General features: G+C 43.5%; 19 protein-coding genes. 9 read left to right on the top strand and 10 right to left on the bottom strand.

Translation table 11 applies throughout. The annotated features are described in order from the left end of the window. Positions 1 to 143 precede the first annotated feature (143 nt). Entirely contained in the window at positions 144 to 2,567 is a 2,424-nt protein-coding gene (locus L1271_RS03735) for a zinc-dependent metalloprotease (protein WP_235366780.1), read from the bottom strand. A 154-nt stretch (positions 2,568 to 2,721) separates the two neighbouring features. Between L1271_RS03735 and L1271_RS03730 the strand changes: the two genes are divergently transcribed. After that, the gene (locus tag L1271_RS03730) at positions 2,722 to 3,690 is read left to right on the top strand and encodes a class 1 fructose-bisphosphatase (RefSeq protein WP_010374260.1); all 969 of its coding nucleotides are present in this window, start codon (positions 2,722 to 2,724) and stop codon (positions 3,688 to 3,690) included. 79 nt (positions 3,691 to 3,769) lie between these two features. Here the strand turns inward: L1271_RS03730 and L1271_RS03725 are convergent, their stop codons facing one another. From L1271_RS03725 to L1271_RS03690, 8 genes are all read right to left on the bottom strand, one after another. Next, on the bottom strand, positions 3,770 to 4,597 hold the full coding sequence (locus tag L1271_RS03725) for a sulfurtransferase (RefSeq protein ID WP_235366779.1): 828 nt from the start codon (positions 4,595 to 4,597) through the stop codon (positions 3,770 to 3,772). 4 nt (positions 4,598 to 4,601) lie between these two features. Then, complete coding sequence (locus L1271_RS03720) at positions 4,602 to 5,003, bottom strand: adenylyltransferase/cytidyltransferase family protein (RefSeq protein ID WP_235366778.1); 402 nt, start codon at positions 5,001 to 5,003, stop codon at positions 4,602 to 4,604. Between the two features lie 232 nt (positions 5,004 to 5,235). Further along, positions 5,236 to 5,886, bottom strand: a complete 651-nt coding sequence (locus L1271_RS03715) for a hypothetical protein (protein WP_010605852.1) — start codon at positions 5,884 to 5,886, stop codon at positions 5,236 to 5,238. Positions 5,887 to 5,996: 110 nt separating this feature from the next. Next, complete coding sequence (locus L1271_RS03710) at positions 5,997 to 6,416, bottom strand: group I truncated hemoglobin (protein ID WP_010605853.1); 420 nt, start codon at positions 6,414 to 6,416, stop codon at positions 5,997 to 5,999. After that, on the bottom strand, positions 6,417 to 7,244 hold the full coding sequence (locus tag L1271_RS03705; protein WP_235366777.1) for a DUF3034 family protein: 828 nt from the start codon (positions 7,242 to 7,244) through the stop codon (positions 6,417 to 6,419). It lies immediately after the preceding gene. Further along, positions 7,231 to 9,567 carry a putative bifunctional diguanylate cyclase/phosphodiesterase gene (locus L1271_RS03700; protein WP_010605855.1) on the bottom strand — a complete coding sequence of 779 codons (2,337 nt, stop codon included), beginning with the start codon at positions 9,565 to 9,567 and terminating at the stop codon, positions 7,231 to 7,233. The genes L1271_RS03705 and L1271_RS03700 overlap by 14 nt, the downstream gene beginning before the upstream one ends. Continuing rightward, positions 9,564 to 10,196: a methylamine utilization protein gene (locus L1271_RS03695; protein ID WP_174170468.1), complete on the bottom strand. Its 633-nt coding sequence runs from the start codon at positions 10,194 to 10,196 to the stop codon at positions 9,564 to 9,566. The genes L1271_RS03700 and L1271_RS03695 overlap by 4 nt, the downstream gene beginning before the upstream one ends. A 116-nt stretch (positions 10,197 to 10,312) precedes the next feature. Next, the gene (locus L1271_RS03690; RefSeq protein ID WP_235366776.1) at positions 10,313 to 11,413 is read right to left on the bottom strand and encodes a phosphoribosylaminoimidazolesuccinocarboxamide synthase; all 1,101 of its coding nucleotides are present in this window, start codon (positions 11,411 to 11,413) and stop codon (positions 10,313 to 10,315) included. A 188-nt stretch (positions 11,414 to 11,601) separates the two neighbouring features. Here L1271_RS03690 and L1271_RS03685 point away from each other — a divergent pair, with 188 nt between their 5' ends. The 3 genes from L1271_RS03685 (at position 11,602) to L1271_RS03675 (ending at position 14,220) form a co-directional block, all read left to right on the top strand. Then, positions 11,602 to 12,294, top strand: a complete 693-nt coding sequence (locus tag L1271_RS03685; RefSeq protein ID WP_235366775.1) for an ABC transporter ATP-binding protein — start codon at positions 11,602 to 11,604, stop codon at positions 12,292 to 12,294. Continuing rightward, entirely contained in the window at positions 12,288 to 13,703 is a 1,416-nt protein-coding gene (locus L1271_RS03680; RefSeq protein ID WP_235366774.1) for an ABC transporter permease, read from the top strand. The genes L1271_RS03685 and L1271_RS03680 overlap by 7 nt, the downstream gene beginning before the upstream one ends. Positions 13,704 to 13,767: 64 nt before the next feature. After that, positions 13,768 to 14,220: a DUF3299 domain-containing protein gene (locus L1271_RS03675; RefSeq protein ID WP_370599249.1), complete on the top strand. Its 453-nt coding sequence runs from the start codon at positions 13,768 to 13,770 to the stop codon at positions 14,218 to 14,220. 99 nt (positions 14,221 to 14,319) lie between these two features. Here L1271_RS03675 and L1271_RS03670 read toward each other — a convergent pair whose 3' ends face one another. Continuing rightward, a complete protein-coding gene (locus L1271_RS03670) occupies positions 14,320 to 14,553 on the bottom strand; it encodes a hypothetical protein (protein ID WP_010374281.1) in 234 nt (77 codons plus the stop codon). Between the two features lie 254 nt (positions 14,554 to 14,807). On the opposite strand from L1271_RS03670, the gene L1271_RS03665 reads away from it, so the two are divergent. The 5 genes from L1271_RS03665 (at position 14,808) to L1271_RS03645 (ending at position 16,744) form a co-directional block, all read left to right on the top strand. After that, on the top strand, positions 14,808 to 15,125 hold the full coding sequence (locus L1271_RS03665; protein ID WP_235366773.1) for a helix-turn-helix domain-containing protein: 318 nt from the start codon (positions 14,808 to 14,810) through the stop codon (positions 15,123 to 15,125). A 46-nt stretch (positions 15,126 to 15,171) separates the two neighbouring features. Continuing rightward, positions 15,172 to 15,411 carry a hypothetical protein gene (locus L1271_RS03660; protein WP_045964904.1) on the top strand — a complete coding sequence of 80 codons (240 nt, stop codon included), beginning with the start codon at positions 15,172 to 15,174 and terminating at the stop codon, positions 15,409 to 15,411. Between the two features lie 172 nt (positions 15,412 to 15,583). Beyond that, a complete protein-coding gene (locus tag L1271_RS03655) occupies positions 15,584 to 15,766 on the top strand; it encodes a hypothetical protein (RefSeq protein ID WP_045964906.1) in 183 nt (60 codons plus the stop codon). A 25-nt stretch (positions 15,767 to 15,791) separates the two neighbouring features. Then, on the top strand, positions 15,792 to 16,475 hold the full coding sequence (locus tag L1271_RS03650; protein WP_130165030.1) for a hypothetical protein: 684 nt from the start codon (positions 15,792 to 15,794) through the stop codon (positions 16,473 to 16,475). A 44-nt stretch (positions 16,476 to 16,519) separates the two neighbouring features. Next, positions 16,520 to 16,744, top strand: a complete 225-nt coding sequence (locus L1271_RS03645; RefSeq protein ID WP_193521847.1) for a hypothetical protein — start codon at positions 16,520 to 16,522, stop codon at positions 16,742 to 16,744. Positions 16,745 to 16,786: the final 42 nt, after the last annotated feature.

Raw genomic sequence — 16,786 nt, 5'->3', positions numbered from 1 at the left:
AACTAGTATAAGTTCAAATGTAGCTGAAGATTTTTATTATTTTTTAACATGGCAAACGAACGCTTATGCGTTAATTTGCCATTATTATAGAGTGGTAAAGATAAGCTTAAAGTAGCCAACCCCTTCTTTAAATCCAAGATCGTTTAGATCGGTGAGCCTGGTGGCATTTCAAGCGCTTTAAAGCTTTCAGGCCACTCTCCTGAATCTAGGTAGCGATTGATTTGCTGTGCGAGCATATGTTTAAACGCTTGCTCAAAAGCAACATCGCTAAATACCGACGACTGATTAAAGTCTTTCGCAACTTTTGCTAAATAAAACTTTAATTGCGCCTGAACTTCAGGTGCGACTTTATCGTTGTGACTCAGTTTTACAAGCTGAGTTGCACTTAGGTATTGCACTCGTTGCTGTAGCTTTTGAGCCATACCTTTGCTGCCTGACTGGGTAAATACCTGCTGATATAAAGCATCTAAAAGTGCTTGAGTACCAAAATATTGAGTATCACGTGCGTGCTGCTGTGCAAGACGATTTAATCGCTGTGGGTTAAGCAGCAAGTTAAGGCTATGCTGTACGGCGACTTCTGGTAATGCCATCGCATCTAGGGTTAGCCCAGTTCTCCCTTTAATACTTTCGCGAGTTTTGTACTCACCGTAAGCCTTAGGAGGTATTAACGCCAAAATAGAGTCAGGAATAGTCAACGCCGCAGGCGACAGCGTACTCAAAAGCGCATTGGCCGCATTTTGCTGCGCCTCTTTAGCCACAACTTTCGCCCCTTTTATTACCTCGTCACCGCGAACTTCATAGTCGTAATCCACGCCGCCAATCAATTTTACTGCGGCTTCAACCTGATAACGATGGAAAAGATACAGTGGTACCAGTTTCTCCTCTAGCTGCGACAGAGCAACTCCTTTTTGAATGCTGTGAATACCAAAGCTATTCAACGCCTGCTTGCGGACATCCAACACACGCAGTAATTCGGCAGCAGGATCAGCCCCATTATCCCAAAGGTGCGCCGTTGGATGTGCCCCGCCCTGCGCTCTGGCGTCAGAGTCAGAGATAAATTCAAGCCCTTGCGCCTTATTTTCAGCAAGAATAGCTGCAAGCTCAGTGGCTTCATCAGCGCCAGCGAAATCACTATAACCATATTTAATCACTTGTGTATCCCACACGCCCATGCCTTTTGCGTAGCCCTTGGTAATATCAAGTTGGCCATTTTCAAATCCCACCAGCGGATGAGGATAGTCCATGACTGACGCGCGATCCTTTACCGACGCTGAGAAGTTGTGTGCAATGCCCAATGTGTGGCCAATTTCATGTGCACTCAACTGACGAATACGGTCTAGCGCCATAGCATGAAGTCGCTCAGTCACCTCATTACCCTCAACAAACGGCGCAGAAAGTGCCTCGGCGATAAGAATATCTTGACGGACACGCAACGAACCTAGCGTCACGTGACCTTTTAAAATTTCACCGGTACGAGGGTCAATCACCGACGCGCCGTATGACCACCCACGAGTAGCACGATGAACCCACTGGATCACGTTATAGCGAATATCCATAGGATCAGCATTATCAGGAAGTACTTTGACTTGAAACGCATTTTTGTAGCCAGCAGCTTCAAATGCTTGATCCCACCATTTAGCACCATCAAGTAATGCTGTTTTGACCGGCTCAGGTACGCCAGGATCAAGATAGTAAACAATTGGCTCTACGGCCTCCGAGACTTGTGCAGTTGGGTCTTTTTTCTGTAAACGGTGGCGTGGGATATAACGCACAAACATTGACTGTCCAAGCGGCGCTGAGTAATCCTTATGCTCGATACTCCAATAACCCGATTGCGGATGAAATGCACGTGGCTGGTAGTTATCGTCAGGCAGCTCAATTAAAGAATGGTGCTGATGTACCGTAAGCGCATAAGGATCTGCACTCACCTGGCGTACATATTCACCAGGCTTTGTTCCTTTGAATGTCAACACAGCTTCAAGTTCTGTGTTGTTAACAAATGCCTTTGAACGCGACATAAACACAGCACTGCGGCTTGAGTCTAAGCTAAAACTACCTTGATTACGATTTGCCAACGTGCGAGAAACACCATGCACATCGCTGAGTAGATAAGGCGTGTAGTCAACCAAAACACTGTCTTTATCTTCTGCGACCACGTTGAACCCGTGTAGAATGCTTGAAGCAAAAGCCTCTTTAACGCTTTGCTTTTCGGCCATATTATTCGCACTTGCGCGATAATACGTGTTGATAGCACGCAGCATGACCTTATCACCAAAACGTTCAAACTGAACTAAGTGCGTACCACCTAACTGCCCGCGGTCTAAACCTATATCATTCGAACCTACACCATAAGGTAAACTATGCTGTAACAAGAAAGGGGCGTCTAGTTTGTCGATGTCTAAGTACAGTTTGCCGCTCGAATCATCGCTATAGAAGGCGTAAAAACCGGGATGATAATTAAAACTGGCAGTAAATTCATCAATAGACTTAATTGCTGCGTGTGCTTGGGTTATCATACACAGTAGCAAAGCGGATACAGTTTGAGTGAAGCACGTTATTTTTCTCATGGCTGCTCTTTGTTATTTATGGTTTTGAGGCTTAACCCCAGTTGTATATGAAATCGTATACAATTTACAGTCTTTCAAGACGAATTACAGCGCTGTTTATGGCACCTCTCACACTATTTATTGCCATAAACACAAGGTGATCAGGATTTAAAAAATGCGTAGACTCCCTCCGGTGTTAATTGAAGATGGTTGTTCTCGTGAGTTGGTTTCTCTAATCCGAACCATTCTCGCGGCATGTAAAGAAATATCGTTCCGTGTTGGCCAAGGTGCACTTTCAGGTGTATTAGGTTCAACCTTAGATGAGAACATTCAAGGTGAAACGCAAAAGAAGCTCGATGTACTTTCAAACCAGCTATTGAAAGATATTTTGCTTGAATCTGGCTATGTCAAAGCCATCGCTTCTGAAGAAGAAGATTACACCGTCGCCGGCAATCCAAAAGCGAACTATATTGTCGCTTTCGATCCGTTGGATGGTTCATCCAATACTGACATTAACTCACTAGTTGGTACTATTTTCTCTATTATGGAAGCCCCTGAAGGTTCAGATCCTAGCGATCCTGCAATCTTTATGCAGCCAGGTCATAAACAAGTAGCAGCGGGCTATGTGTTATATGGCCCATCAACCATGTTAGCGCTATCAACCGGCAAGGGAACTCGCTTGTTTACCCTAGACAAAACACACGGTAGCTTCCTACTCACGCAAGACTTTGCTGCCATTCCTGAAGACACCAAAGAGTTTGCCATCAACGCTTCAAACCAACGCCACTGGACCCCAGCAATGCAAAACTACATTGCCGATTTACTTGAAGGTGAAACCGGACCGCGTGGTAAAAACTTCAATATGCGCTGGATTGCGGCAATGGTTGGCGATGTTCACCGCGTATTATGCCGTGGCGGACTATTCACTTATCCAGAAGATCGCAAAGATCCAAACAAGCCATTTAAACTTCGCCTACTTTACGAAGCCAATCCAATGGCGATGCTTATCGAACAAGCAGGCGGTATTGCCCACACTGGGCGTGAACGCATTTTGGATATTCAACCTGAAGAAATACATCAACGCGTTGGTGTTATCTTAGGTTCAAAGCACGAAGTTGAAGCGTGCCTTGCTTATCATAAGTGATCTATTTTGAAGCGAGAAAATAGCTCGCTTCGCAAATGAAAAAGGTGCCATTGGCACCTTTTTCACATTAAATAGTGGATTAATTTGTCTCAACGGGCACATCGGGATCAGCGCCCCATTCACTCCACGAGCCGTCATATACCGTCAAATGTTCATAACCTAGCTCGTCAGCCACCAGCGCTAAAATACAAGCTGTAACACCTGAGCCACAAGAGAATATCAGAGGCTTAGTTTTGTCCTTTGATAAGTCGCTATACAGCACTTCAAGCTCGGTGAGTGGTTTAAAGCAGCCATCAGCATTTAGCAAACTCGTATATGGTAGGTTTTTACTTTTAGGCACATGGCCGCTGCGCATATCTGCACGAGGCTCTTGCTCTTCACCAGTAAAGCGCTTTGCACCTCTAGCATCAAATAGATAACTCAGTTCAGCATCAATATTACTAAGCACAGCCGCTTTATCGACAAATGCTGTTTCGTCATATGCAGCGACAAAGTTTCCTGCTTGTTGGACTTGCGCGTATGCTTGACTCAAAGGGTATTGTTTTTCACACCAAGCAGGTAACCCGCCATCCAGTACATACACTTGTTTATGACCCATCATTTTGAGCATATACCAAGCTCTGGCAGCGCTAAACATGCCCTTATCATCGTAAGCGACTAACACATCATGTTGGTTGATACCAAGCTGTCGCATTTCTGCTTGAAATTGAGCTGGACTACAGCACATATTGGGTGTTTTAGCATGGGGATTAGCTAGCGCACCACTAATATCAAAACGCAGCGCGCCTTGAATGATTGCTGGGGCGTTATAAGGGCCTGACTGACCCGGTTTCACAATACCAGCATCCAATACTTTCACTTTGCCAAGGTTTGCAAAGAGCCATTCCCTATCGACCACATGCTTCATGCTATTACTTTCCTTCGGGTCTGCGTACGACCTCTATTATTTCCGTTGTTGAAATTGATGGAGTGCGCTCTAAATAAACCACATCACAGATATCTTTATATATATCGAACTTGTCTTTCCAATCATCACCCATCAACAGAACATCCGCATCAAAGTCTTTAATATATTGCGCTTTTAGCTCCAGAGATTCTTCCACAAACACTTCATCCACAAATCGCAATGAGCTAATGATTTTTAGGCGATCTGCTATTGAGTATATTGGATTTCTACCTTTTTTCGAAAAGTTAAGTTCATCTGATGAGATCCCCACAATGAGATAATCACCCAGTGCTTTCGCTCGCTCTAAAATATTGACATGACCAACGTGGAATACATCAAAGGTTCCAAATGTGATAACTTTTTTCAACTTGGCTCTCTTCATTCGTTAATAAGTTTATGTGTAAACACTATATGAAGTATCAACAGCACCTTCTAATCTTATGAACTATAAGTACCGAAGGTAGAATGTGATTGTAGCATTCATTGATTTTCTTACAACGATATGACGCTTTTGGGCGTTTACTTGATTGGCTTTTAAAGAAGTGTGAAAACGTTATAACCAAGTCACTTCTGCGAAACAACTTGGTTATACGGTGTTGTTAGTACTGTCTGACTTCTAGGTTTACTTCAAAACCATCAAAGTCATAAGCGTCATTATCTGTCGCTAAATCAGTCCAGCCACCACCATTGGAAGCCCATGGAGTGAACGTCGAGTTCCCAACTTCTCGCCCACCCCTATCAGATACTCGCAAGCCGATACGAAAATCGCTTAAAGAGCGGCTACTGTTCCAAGCTCTGGTTTCAATGCGAATGCGAAAAGCATCAGGGTCGAATCGGTCTGTATCAAATGCCATACCAGACCAACCACCACCTTCACTCGCCCAAGGAGTGTATTGCCAGTATCCAAAATCACCTCGGCCGCCTCGGTCTGCAGCTTGGATAGCTAATCGGAAATCACGGTTTGTCGGGATCTGGTTAAGTACAGATAAGTGTAAACGTAATGCATCGGGGTCATATGCATCTCGATCAACAGCCCAATCAGACTGAACATTAGAACCTGCAGAAAGATACTTAGTATACTCTACAGCACCAGGGTCTCTGCCACGATCATCTAGAGCTTGTAGTCCTATACGGAAATCGTAATTCGAACCTGTACCAGCTAAATTAACAGTTGAATCAATTTGCTCTGCCGCAAAAGTAGATATGCTAACGCCCAGTGAGCACATAAGCATGATAGATTTAAACTTCATGTAAAACTCCTTTTATATATAAATGTGTAGTACCAATTTGATACCTAGGAATTTTACGACTCAAAACATGATAATTTAATGTAAATAAAGTTAAAAATTGTAGCTATTGATTATAATTTGATTATCTCACTTCGCATCGGTGCTAGACGGGCCAGAACTTGATTTTGTAGAGAGTGAGCAATCCCAACCTCATTCATTGCGTTGATCAAGAGATCAACCACTCGATTAAAGTCAGACTCACTAATAGCCATGCCGGTGTGGATCTGCACCATGCTATCACCTTCATAATCACAAGGGCCATCTAAGGTATCGCACAAATGAGTGATAAACCCTTCACGAAAGTGCCTAACATTGGACTCTCTAAAATACGGTAAAATAACGTCATCATTGCCAATCTGTTTAATAAACGCGTCTACTAGCTTTTCTGCGCCGGCGTTACCCCCTATTTGCTCATACAGGGTGGTTTGTGGAGTTGAAGCACTACACGCCACGAGGAAAAGCAAGATTGCCGTTAGTGATAGCCATTTCATTTAAAAGTACCCCGTAACAGATAGATACCAACCCGTTTGAGAAGGTTGCCCTGCGATTTTTCCAAGGTCTAGCCATGCCGCCGTCACACTTACTGACTTATTCGGGATCCAAGCGACAAATACATCTTTCCAATCTGATTCACCAAGTCCAAGGTTATTGGATTTTTGGCGGTATTCTGCACCGACAGCCCAATGCCTAGATAAAAATACTGCGCTGCTGGCTTCTAGTTGCCAAGGCGCACTGTCGTTAGCCCCACCATAACCTAGTATGCCAAGTTGATTAGCTCTAGAGTGCCTCATCGTAATATTCCAGAACCAGTTATAACCGCCTACAGCACCCAAATGCAGTTTGCTTGCAGCTAAGTAATAATCCGTTCCTGAGTCTTCTTCAGCGCCAAGTAAATTGGCAACCGTTGCATCATCCAAGGACTTATGCTGAATACCAAAGCTCAATTGTGGATATTTACTGTAGACGATATCGCCATATAGCCGCACCTTAGCACCGACAATATCTTGCTCAATATCAAGATTAAGCGCATCCACATCGAAGTTTTGTCGAGCGAAACTTAACTCTACGCGATTGAATAAGTTGGCTTGAACGCCACACACATCGAGCTGGTAGTCTTTTAGGCTAGCTCGGCTACAAAACCCGCTCGCCGACCATTCATCTTCCGAAGCATATCCGGCAAGCTGCGCCCATGGCACAATACCGCCACCGGCACTTCCCTCAACCTGTGACACCCCGGGAGTCGCTAGTAACTTTCCTGTTGCGGCGTAAGTTGGTCCGCATACTATTAAGCACACAGCAAAAACATTAGCCCACTTCATTATATCTCCCCAGCCACAGGTCAAAGTCTGCGGCTTTGAGTGGCTTACTTAGATAGTAACCTTGTGCATAATCACACTGCATTGACTCAAGTAGCTCAAGCGATGCTTTGTCTTCAACCCCTTCCGCGACCACGCTAAAACCAAGTTGGTGACCAAGCGTGATGGTTGAGCGCACAATAAACTGATCTTTTTCCGATTGGGCGAGCTTTAAAATAAATACCTTGTCGAGCTTCAGCTCATCAATAGGTAACATTTTTAATCGACCAAGGGAAGTTTGACCCACACCATAATCATCAAGCGAGACCTGCACGCCAAGCTGTTTGAGCGCTTGGAGAACCGCAATGCCTTTTTCCTCATTCTCAATCATGTCTCGCTCAGTAAGCTCTATGGTGATCAACTCAGGTTTGACGTTATATGTGTCTAGTAGCGTCTTAAGATGAGACAAGAAGTTTTTATCTGCGATGTCTTGTGCCGATACATTAATGGCAGCCTTGATGCGTTCACCTTGGCGTACCCAATTAGCAACTTGAGACACCACGGTTTTTACTACCCACTGAGTTAACTCAACAATTAAACCTGATTGCTCGGCAAGATCGATAAATAGTTCGGGCGACACCCATTCGCCATTTTTACGTTGCCAACGAATAAGAGACTCAACCTTATCAATACGATTGGTTTTCATATTTAGCTTTGGTTGGTAGGTCATAAAAAGCTGACCATCGTCGTTGGCAATAGCGTGTTTTAGTTCATCAATAATTTGCAGGCGCTCTAGGTGGGCTTCATCTTCACCAGATTGGTAGTAGTAAACATCATGACCATCGTGCGCTGCAGTATCAACTGCTATCAAAGCCCGGCGAACAACATCCTCGGGAGTATGCGCTTGTTTGGGGTAATGCACTACGCCGATACTAAAGTGAAGCGAAATATCTAACCCCTGCACAGTGTAGGGCTTGCTCAGACCTTGATTTAGCATCTCAGCGCATTCAACAATACCGAGCACAGCACTTTGCGGATCGGCACACGCACTCGCTTGATGTGCAACTAAGAACTCATCGCCGCCAAGCCTCACATTCAATCCGCCTTCTGCTGTATTGATCTCCGCTATCCGTTTCGCCACGGCCTTAATACAATCATCCCCTACCCGAGGGCCGAGCTTGTCATTAATATGGCGTAATCCCTTTATGTCTATGGCAATAAAGTAATACTCTGCACCACTGCTGAGCATACTATGTAGTTTATCCAAAGCCGCATTACGATTAAAAAACCCAGTTAAATGGTCATGACTGGCTTGAAAACGGATCTGCTCTTCACGCTGTTGAATGTCTTCGCCCATATCATTAAAAGCGTCAACAAGCTGGCAAATTTCTTGGGTCGGTCGAGCCTCTTCCAGTTTGGCTGAGTAATCCCCTTTAGCAAAGCGTTTTGCCAACTCAGTAAGCTTACTAAGCGGTGTCGTAAGATTCTTGGCAACAATACCACTGGTGATAAAACCAATAAGGATAGTACCGAGGGAGAGTAAAATAATGGTCAACACCATTTTATCGAATTCTTGATACTGAGTAGTTAAATCCGCACTGAGTACCAAACTCACCGGGTTACTTTCAAGAGAAGGTAAGCTCACCTCAGCACTTTCATATACCGGATACTGGCTAAGCCACCGTGTCGTTTTTTGCGCCGCTAAGAAAGTAAATAAATCACCACCGAGTGCAAGAGCAGTCAGCGAGCTTGCTTTTAGGTTATCAGCGGCACCAACAAAGCTTGTTTCCATTCCTGTCAGCTCTTTGAGTTCTAGCGCCACAGCAGATCCAACCTCAAAGCCAATAATTGAGTATGCAATCGTCCTAGGTGCTCGCACAGGCAAAATAATCACTTGATACAACTGCTCACTAAGCACCACAAAAGCTGAGTGGTCGGTGTGGCTTTGCAACGCTTGCATCCAAGTTCTGGTGTCGCTCGGGAAGTCGAGTCCTTCTCTGTTAGCGGAGATCAGGTCGCCTTTCACATCCAGCAGCAGCATTAAGTCGGCATCAATACGGCGAGAGTGATTAAGCAACACACTACTGATGGTTTGTGCGTCTCTTGTCGCGACCGCCTGTTTAAAGCCAAAGTCGGCGGTCAGTACAGTCGCCGCGGTAACCAATAGCTGCTCTCGCGCTTTTAAATATTGTTGATAAACATTTTGTGCCACTTGAATTTTTCTTTGCACTTGCGCTTCATTGAATTTACTTGTGGACCACCAAAAACTTGCCAAGCTCATCCCCGCCGTGACTAGGATAAGCAAAATACAGAGACTAATTATTTTATTTTTAAAGCTGTTATTCATTCATGTTGTCCAAAGCGCTCGCCAAAGGTATTACGCGGCGCTGGATAAGTTGTTTTTATTGTTACGGACATCGGCTCCATAGTGTTCACTATTTGCACGGTTTGCCGACTATCTATGTCATTATCTTGATAAGGATGCCATACCGTTACTTGTTTCGTAGAATTCGGCAAAGTTACCAGTCCATTCGCATCAGATACCAATACTTGCTTGTCATCTGCAATGTAAATATAGCCCACCATAGAGTCGTGAATGTTACAACCTAACACCACTACACCAGCGTTTTCAAACTTAAGCGGCTGATTTGGCGTGCCAGCGTATAGCTTTAGCTCAAAAGGTTTTACCGCAGAAAACGAATAAACGTGATGACGGATATCATCGCTATTGGGAAAATTAACCAACTGTCCTTTTTGGATGGTAAGGATGAAAGGAACAAACTGTTTATTGATTTGATCCATAACCGCCACTGCTTTTGCTGCTGACTCAACAGGCTCGTCCGTCAATTCAACAACGGCGTGCTGCAAGGGCTTGCCGCTGCCATCTAGCACTGTTAATTGCCCAGCATTTGCGCAGCTTGAATCTAAAAGGAATAAAAAACAAAAACTTAGTAGGAGTAGAACAGACGTTCGCATATCTGACTCTATTTTTTGCAACAATTAGGTTAAGTAAAAGAGACCTTGCAATGAAAAGCAAGTGAATTGAGGAAATTGCCCTAATAAACTTGTCTATCAGGGCAACTGAAAAGGAATTAATCTATTAAACCGTACTGCTTATCAAGAATATCAATAACTTCTTGGCGAGGATCCGCAGGGATCGTTAGCTCACGGCCAACGATTTTACTTGCGATCCCAACGTAAGTTTCGCTTACTGACATCATCACAGCTTCTGGCAATAGATAGTCGCGAGCAAGCGCTTCTCGCTCAGGCATGCGGTCTTTATTCAGCAGCACATCGCTATCTGGTACGTTGTTTATCAATAGCTGGCGGAAACCTTCTTTTGAGTTTTCAACAATCTTACCATCACGATAAGCAGGGCCATCCCAAATACGTGACGAGTCAGGCGTACCGACTTCATCAATGTAAATTAGGCGCTCTTGGCCGTCTTTATCTTCAACGTAACCAAACTCAAATTTAGTATCAACAAAGATCTGATCAAGCTTTTCAAGCTCTTTACTGATCAGGGCAAAGCCCTCGGTTAGCAACTGCTCGTACTTATCCACATCTGCCGCAGATTTAAAGTTGAACGCTGCAAGGTTATCTTCGATGTTTTTACGAGAGATGTTTACGTCATCCACTTCTGGTACGTCTGCTAAACCTTTGACGATCCCTTTAGTTGATGGTGTGATTAAGACATTATCTAGTTTTTGATTGGCCTCTAAACCTTCTGGTAATTGCAAGCCACAAAACTCCCTTACGCCCTTTGCGTAATCGCGCCACATGCTGCCGGTAATATATTGACGCGCAATCGCTTCAACTCTTACCGTACTGGCTTTGCGCACAATCCAAACATAAGGATGTGGAATATCAACAATGTGATTACCTGCAAGGCCAGCTTTATCAAAAAGTGAAAACCAATGTGAAGCAACGCTGTTAAGCGCAATGCCCTTACCCGGTACACCGTTAAGACCATTTTCACCTTGCCAAATACAATCAAACGCTGAAATACGGTCTGAAATGACCATAATTGCCAGCTCTGTACCAACCGGGACTTGATAGCCTTTTTCTTCAATTAAACGTGCACTGTCGGCGTCGGTTAACCAATAAACTGAACGTACTTTACCACTGTGAACCGCACCTTTAGTGCGAATTGGAAGATCGTCATTAACGTCTAAAACTTTGTAGCTACTCATTGTTACTCCAATGACAGGATGCGCCTTGCTAAAGGGCACAAAATAATGAGGGGGTTAGGGTCGCTATAATAGTCGAGCTGAACAAAAATCACAATTTAACTTACACGCTTGTTGTTGAGCTTAACTTAGTTTTGCTTTAGTCATTATTGTTATACCATCACAACATTATTTGCCAGCGTTGAGGCGTTATGCTTACGATATCTCAATTACAGTTTACATGGCCTAAGTCGAGCACCCCGGTGCTAACCATACCTAAGCTACATATCGCCCGAGGTGAACACGTGTTTTTACATGGTCCAAGCGGCAGCGGTAAATCGACTTTGCTTGGATTGATTGCCGGCACCTTGGATTGCCAGCAGGGAGAAATTGAAATTGCAGGTACAAACGCGAGCGCACTGAGCCGTGGCCAACGAGATAAGTTTAGAGCCGACCATATAGGTACTATTTTTCAGAACTTTAATTTATTGCCCTATTTGTCGCCAGTTGAAAACGTTACCCTTGGCTGTGAATTTTCCAAAAAGCGCAGGCAAAACATCTCCTCACAGAATAAATCGCTTGAGCAGGAAGCCAAACTTCTGCTCTCTGATCTTGGCATAGACGAGCACACTCAGCAGCGCAGTGTCGCGGAGTTAAGTATTGGCCAACAGCAGCGCGTAGCCGCCGCTCGCGCATTTATTGGCAGGCCCGAAATCATTATGGCCGATGAGCCAACCTCAGCCCTCGATGCCGACAGTCGTGATGGATTTATTAAATTACTCTTTAGCCAAGCCGCGGTTTACAGTGCATCTATTCTCTTTGTCAGTCACGATAAAAGTTTAGCCTCGTTATTTGATAGGCAAATAAGCTTACCTGATTTACAACAAGGAGCACCGCTATGTTAATCAAACTTGCGTGGAAAAGTACGCTAAACCGAAAAGCCAGCGTTGCCCTAACTCTAGTGACCATTGCAATTAGTGTCATGTTACTGCTGTCGGTTGAGCGTGTACGCCAAGACGCAAAATCCAGCTTTGCGAACACTATTTCTGGCACTGATTTGATTGTCGGCGCACGTACTGGTGATATTCAGCTTTTGCTTTCAAGCGTATTTAGAATTGGTCATGCCAATAATGCCGTACAATGGCAAAGTTACGAGTATATCAAGGCACAACGCGGTGTTGCGTGGAGCATTCCCATTAGTTTAGGCGATAGCCACAAAGGCTTTGCTGTGCTGGGCACAGATGCAAGTTACTTCAGCCATTATCAATACGCTAAAAAACAGCATCTCACCTTTGCCGCTGGTCGACCATTTCACAATGGCCAAGAAGTGGTGCTTGGGGCTATGGTCGCAAAAAAGCTGGGTTATCAACTGGGACAAAAAATCGTCATTTCTCATGGCATGGGCAATACCAGTTTCCATCATCATGATGACAATCCGCTGGTTATTTCTGGCATTTTGGCAGCCACGGGAACGCCCGTAGATAAAACATTACATGTGCCGTTAAGTGCCATCGAGAGCATGCATAGCTCAGGCCACAGCAAGCCATCTCGAATGGTTGCACGAAAGCAGGATGCAACGCACCACGAGCATGAACATGAACATGAACATGAGCATGAACATGAACATGAACATGAGCATGAGCATGAGCATGAGCATGAGCATGAGCATGAGCATGAGCATGAGCATGAGCATGACAGTAAAAACAATAGCGCTCTACTTCACAACCTCGACTCCAAACCCGGTGATTTAATTGGCTCGACAAAGCAAATCACTGCATTTTTACTTGGTTTTGAGTCACCACTTTATACCCTACAAGTGCGCAGAAATATTAATCAATATAAAGGTGAGCCTTTACTGGCAATTATGCCGGGGGTGACATTGAGAGAATTGTGGGAAATGCTAGATATTGTCGAAAAAATCCTGCTGCTTATCACCCTCGCGGTGGTGTTGATAAGCTTGCTTGGCATGCTAACCTCATTGCTCGCCACGCTGAATCAAAGGCGTCGAGAACTTGCTATTCTACGCTCCGTTGGTGCGCGACCTTGGCATATTTTTACACTTCTCATTAGCGAAGCAATTTTTATTACCGTGTTAGGATGTGCTTTCGGTGTAGCGCTTTTTTATACCTTGCTCATTGCAGCCCAATCCGGCCTACAAAGTCAATTTGGCGTAGTCCTCAGTATCTCAGCGCTCTCAACCTATGAACTCACGCTACTAAGCGTTATTATAGGTGCAGGTACTTTGATCGGCGCCATTCCTGCCGCCCGTGCTTATTTTTACTCGCTTGCCGATGGCATGCAAATTAAAACCTAAGAGGATCAAGATGCAGTTAACCGCACGAACTCACGTTTTTTACTTCATTGCATTCATCACTGCGATGGTATTCAGTGGTATTGCAAATGCGGCACCACCTAAAGAGATATTCTGGGAAGATTTAATTCCAAAAGGGCATGTCCAGATCAGCAATCAAGACGCAGCAAGCCATGATGGCGCCGAACAAAATTGGGTGCAACCTGACTTAGACGCCCCAGTCGTCAAAGAGTTAGATGGTCAACTAGTCAGCTTACCCGGCTTTGTTGTACCACTTGAAGGTGACAGTGAAGTGATCACCGAATTTTTGTTGGTTCCCTACTTTGGCGCTTGCATCCACGTGCCGCCTCCGCCACCAAATCAAATTGTTCATGTCAAAATCAAAGGCGGTGTTCCGATTGAAAGCCTATATGATGCAATCACAGTCAGTGGCACGATTAAGGTTTCTACTTGGAAGGGCGACATCGCGCAAACAGGTTATATGATGGAAGCCAAAGGCGTCGCGCCATTTGAGCTCTAAAAGTCATATAAATCACTAAAAAAGAGTGCCAATACTTAATTGAGCTTGATTGGCACTCTTACCACTGCAAAACATACAATTTTATTTCTTTTATTTATCCTACTCAGTGGCAGGAACACTGGCATACACCAGTTCGATGAGATTATTCATGGTTCGCGACTTTTGCATATACGCCTTTTCCATATACGCCAGCTCCTGAAGCTCAAATAAAGTACTCTCTACAAGAGAAAACCACTTAGTGGTCGTCTCAGCTATCTCAACCTCTCCGCGACTCGATTTTTTAAGTGCTTCATAGAGAATATTTAAGTCGTTATATTGACGTAGATAATCCATATCACCCTCAGTCAGTTGTTACCCTTGTTTCATTTCACACTACAGTAACAAAAGCCTCGCTAAAAAATCTTGTCGAACCAACTTTTCTATTAAAATGATGAAAATAAAGTGAAAAGTATAAGTGTATTTCTGAGCGCCACATTCAGATCTTACTAATTAAATTTCCTCTTGCAGAAACATTTTTATTGATTACAATTACAAATTAACAAAGATTACACATAAAAATAACTTGGGTGGCACTGAGCAGACTCCCCATGCAAGAAAGGACTAAATTGGTGGGCAATCCCTATTTTAAATATAACGGTGACGACCTTAGAAGAATGCGCCTTGCTGCCCAAAAAACCACGCAGCAAATGGCTGACCTTGTGGGTATTAGCCGCCAAACCTACGAAAACTATGAAAATGGTGTAAGCCGTATACCTTGGGATCACTTTCAGGTTTGGTGTAGGTACTGTGATATTGACCTTTCTCCCATTATTAAACAGTTTCAAGCGCTACGAAGCTTAATTAGTGATACCCAATTAAGACGCAAAAGCCCGACCTCTCCTGATGCAAAGAAAGTGGAAGAGTAAGTAATCATGTTTTCAGCTGGTTTAAGTAGTAAAAGGATAAAAATAAATGAACTCATTAATGCAATGTACAACACCCAAAAATTTAAACTCCAGAAAAATATACTTTCATGAAATCAAGAAGGTAACTGGGGGAAGTCATGGCGGAACAGCAAAAGATCCGAAGTTAAGCCTTCATGCTCAAAAGGCAACGCAGCTCCAAGTGCTCGATATTCACCAGTTAAATACCGTAATCGGGGGTAGTGACGGTTTATTAAAAATAGATCCCAAAATCACAAAAGGTGAGTAAGGCAATCAAGACTAAAGTAAACCCAGAAGGGGTGGGATTACAGGCAAGCAAACAGCTGAACAAGAGATCACATTTAAAACCTCTCAGTTTTACAAGTGATTCTCAATAGGTGATTTTCAGGGTACAGTATTAACAAGTTTAACCCACTGCAAAGACCGCAAGGAACACTAATATGAAACTCTTGAATCGCCATTTCGTAAAAAAGTTATTACTCACAAAACCAAAAAATAAGCTAATTTACACCCAACCTATATATATTACTTCTGCCAAATTGGTGAGTGGTGGTAGTACAGGAAAAATTGGCGACGATCCAAAAGTAGAAACAGAAAATGTAACAGCCGATTTAGGAAGTTAACACGTATGAAGTTTGGAGTTATCTAATGAACAGAACATGGGGCTTTGCTCTCATCATGCTAACCCTTTGGGGATTGATCTCGTACTTTCATATTTATTTTGAACGTTTCGTTGATATCCCCTTGCTATTACTAGTTTTATCTTTCTCTTACATAGCAAAAGAACAAGAAAATATAATACATATTACTATCGGATTACTCCTATTTATTGCTATTGAATTTGTTGGCTATGAGTTAATTGCAGAACTATGGTTCGCTGAGCATCCAGCCTATGTAAAAAACACCCTAACATTATCATTTCAACTTTTGATGGATCTTGGGGTATTTTTCTATCTCAAAAATAGAGTTCGCTTATCCACCTATTATGTAAATAGATTTGCCCCGGAGAAGCAAGAATATATCTATATGACACATGCTGATATTCTGCTGGTCGGTTTATTCTTTTTGTTTATGCTAGTAGATCTGGCAACTTTAGCTGAGAACATTATTCGAAATCTAGAATACTTTGGAGTAGATGAAAGTTTTGCAAAACAATTTTGGAGCTGGAATTGGTTTTATAAGGCTTACCCCTACATTAAATCGATTCTGCTTTCATGTGTCATAACTGTACTCCTAGCAACAGTTTACGTTGAACGCTTTCGTCCTGCGCCAATTAAAGAAAGTGAAGAAGACTTAACGCTTAAAAAATCCGAGCCACAGCATAGGTCATAGTGATCTGTGCTGCTTTTACCCTAAATCAATTGAAGGAATAAACGATGGATTTAAAACTGAACAAAAAGCAATTGAAGTCATTAGCAGGTAGTAAGCTAATTTTGGATAACAACAAGACCCGTGAGATTGGCGGTGGTTGCTCCTACTATTGTAGTCGCGACTTAAACTGTGACACCGATGGCCCAACGATGGTCTGCCCATCAAAGGCGTTAGCATGTGTTCCTGAGCCAAATACATTACATTGTGATTGCCCAACCAATATGTGTTAGTCACTAACCTGTCGCGACACTATGTCGCGACAACAACCGTGC

Origin of the sequence: Pseudoalteromonas sp. OF5H-5 (assembly GCF_021530695.1) — a bacterium.
GTDB lineage: Bacteria > Pseudomonadota > Gammaproteobacteria > Enterobacterales > Alteromonadaceae > Pseudoalteromonas.
Note: the sequence above shows the minus strand (reverse complement) of the source record. Positions and strands in the feature narration are given on the sequence as shown.

Excerpts from the sequence above, each read along its gene's own strand:
- L1271_RS03735 (WP_235366780.1), bottom strand. The coding sequence starts at position 2,567 with ATGAGAAAAATAACGTGCTTCACTCAAACTGTATCCGCTTTGCTACTG.
- L1271_RS03730 (WP_010374260.1), top strand. The coding sequence starts at position 2,722 with ATGCGTAGACTCCCTCCGGTGTTAATTGAAGATGGTTGTTCTCGTGAG.
- L1271_RS03725 (WP_235366779.1), bottom strand. The coding sequence starts at position 4,597 with ATGAAGCATGTGGTCGATAGGGAATGGCTCTTTGCAAACCTTGGCAAA.
- L1271_RS03715 (WP_010605852.1), bottom strand. The coding sequence starts at position 5,886 with ATGAAGTTTAAATCTATCATGCTTATGTGCTCACTGGGCGTTAGCATA.
- L1271_RS03710 (WP_010605853.1), bottom strand. The coding sequence starts at position 6,416 with ATGAAATGGCTATCACTAACGGCAATCTTGCTTTTCCTCGTGGCGTGT.
- L1271_RS03705 (WP_235366777.1), bottom strand. The coding sequence starts at position 7,244 with ATGAAGTGGGCTAATGTTTTTGCTGTGTGCTTAATAGTATGCGGACCA.
- L1271_RS03700 (WP_010605855.1), bottom strand. The coding sequence starts at position 9,567 with ATGAATAACAGCTTTAAAAATAAAATAATTAGTCTCTGTATTTTGCTT.
- L1271_RS03695 (WP_174170468.1), bottom strand. The coding sequence starts at position 10,196 with ATGCGAACGTCTGTTCTACTCCTACTAAGTTTTTGTTTTTTATTCCTT.
- L1271_RS03690 (WP_235366776.1), bottom strand. The coding sequence starts at position 11,413 with ATGAGTAGCTACAAAGTTTTAGACGTTAATGACGATCTTCCAATTCGC.
- L1271_RS03685 (WP_235366775.1), top strand. The coding sequence starts at position 11,602 with ATGCTTACGATATCTCAATTACAGTTTACATGGCCTAAGTCGAGCACC.
- L1271_RS03680 (WP_235366774.1), top strand. The coding sequence starts at position 12,288 with ATGTTAATCAAACTTGCGTGGAAAAGTACGCTAAACCGAAAAGCCAGC.
- L1271_RS03675 (WP_370599249.1), top strand. The coding sequence starts at position 13,768 with ATGGTATTCAGTGGTATTGCAAATGCGGCACCACCTAAAGAGATATTC.
- L1271_RS03670 (WP_010374281.1), bottom strand. The coding sequence starts at position 14,553 with ATGGATTATCTACGTCAATATAACGACTTAAATATTCTCTATGAAGCA.
- L1271_RS03665 (WP_235366773.1), top strand. The coding sequence starts at position 14,808 with ATGCAAGAAAGGACTAAATTGGTGGGCAATCCCTATTTTAAATATAAC.
- L1271_RS03660 (WP_045964904.1), top strand. The coding sequence starts at position 15,172 with ATGAACTCATTAATGCAATGTACAACACCCAAAAATTTAAACTCCAGA.
- L1271_RS03655 (WP_045964906.1), top strand. The coding sequence starts at position 15,584 with ATGAAACTCTTGAATCGCCATTTCGTAAAAAAGTTATTACTCACAAAA.
- L1271_RS03650 (WP_130165030.1), top strand. The coding sequence starts at position 15,792 with ATGAACAGAACATGGGGCTTTGCTCTCATCATGCTAACCCTTTGGGGA.
- L1271_RS03645 (WP_193521847.1), top strand. The coding sequence starts at position 16,520 with ATGGATTTAAAACTGAACAAAAAGCAATTGAAGTCATTAGCAGGTAGT.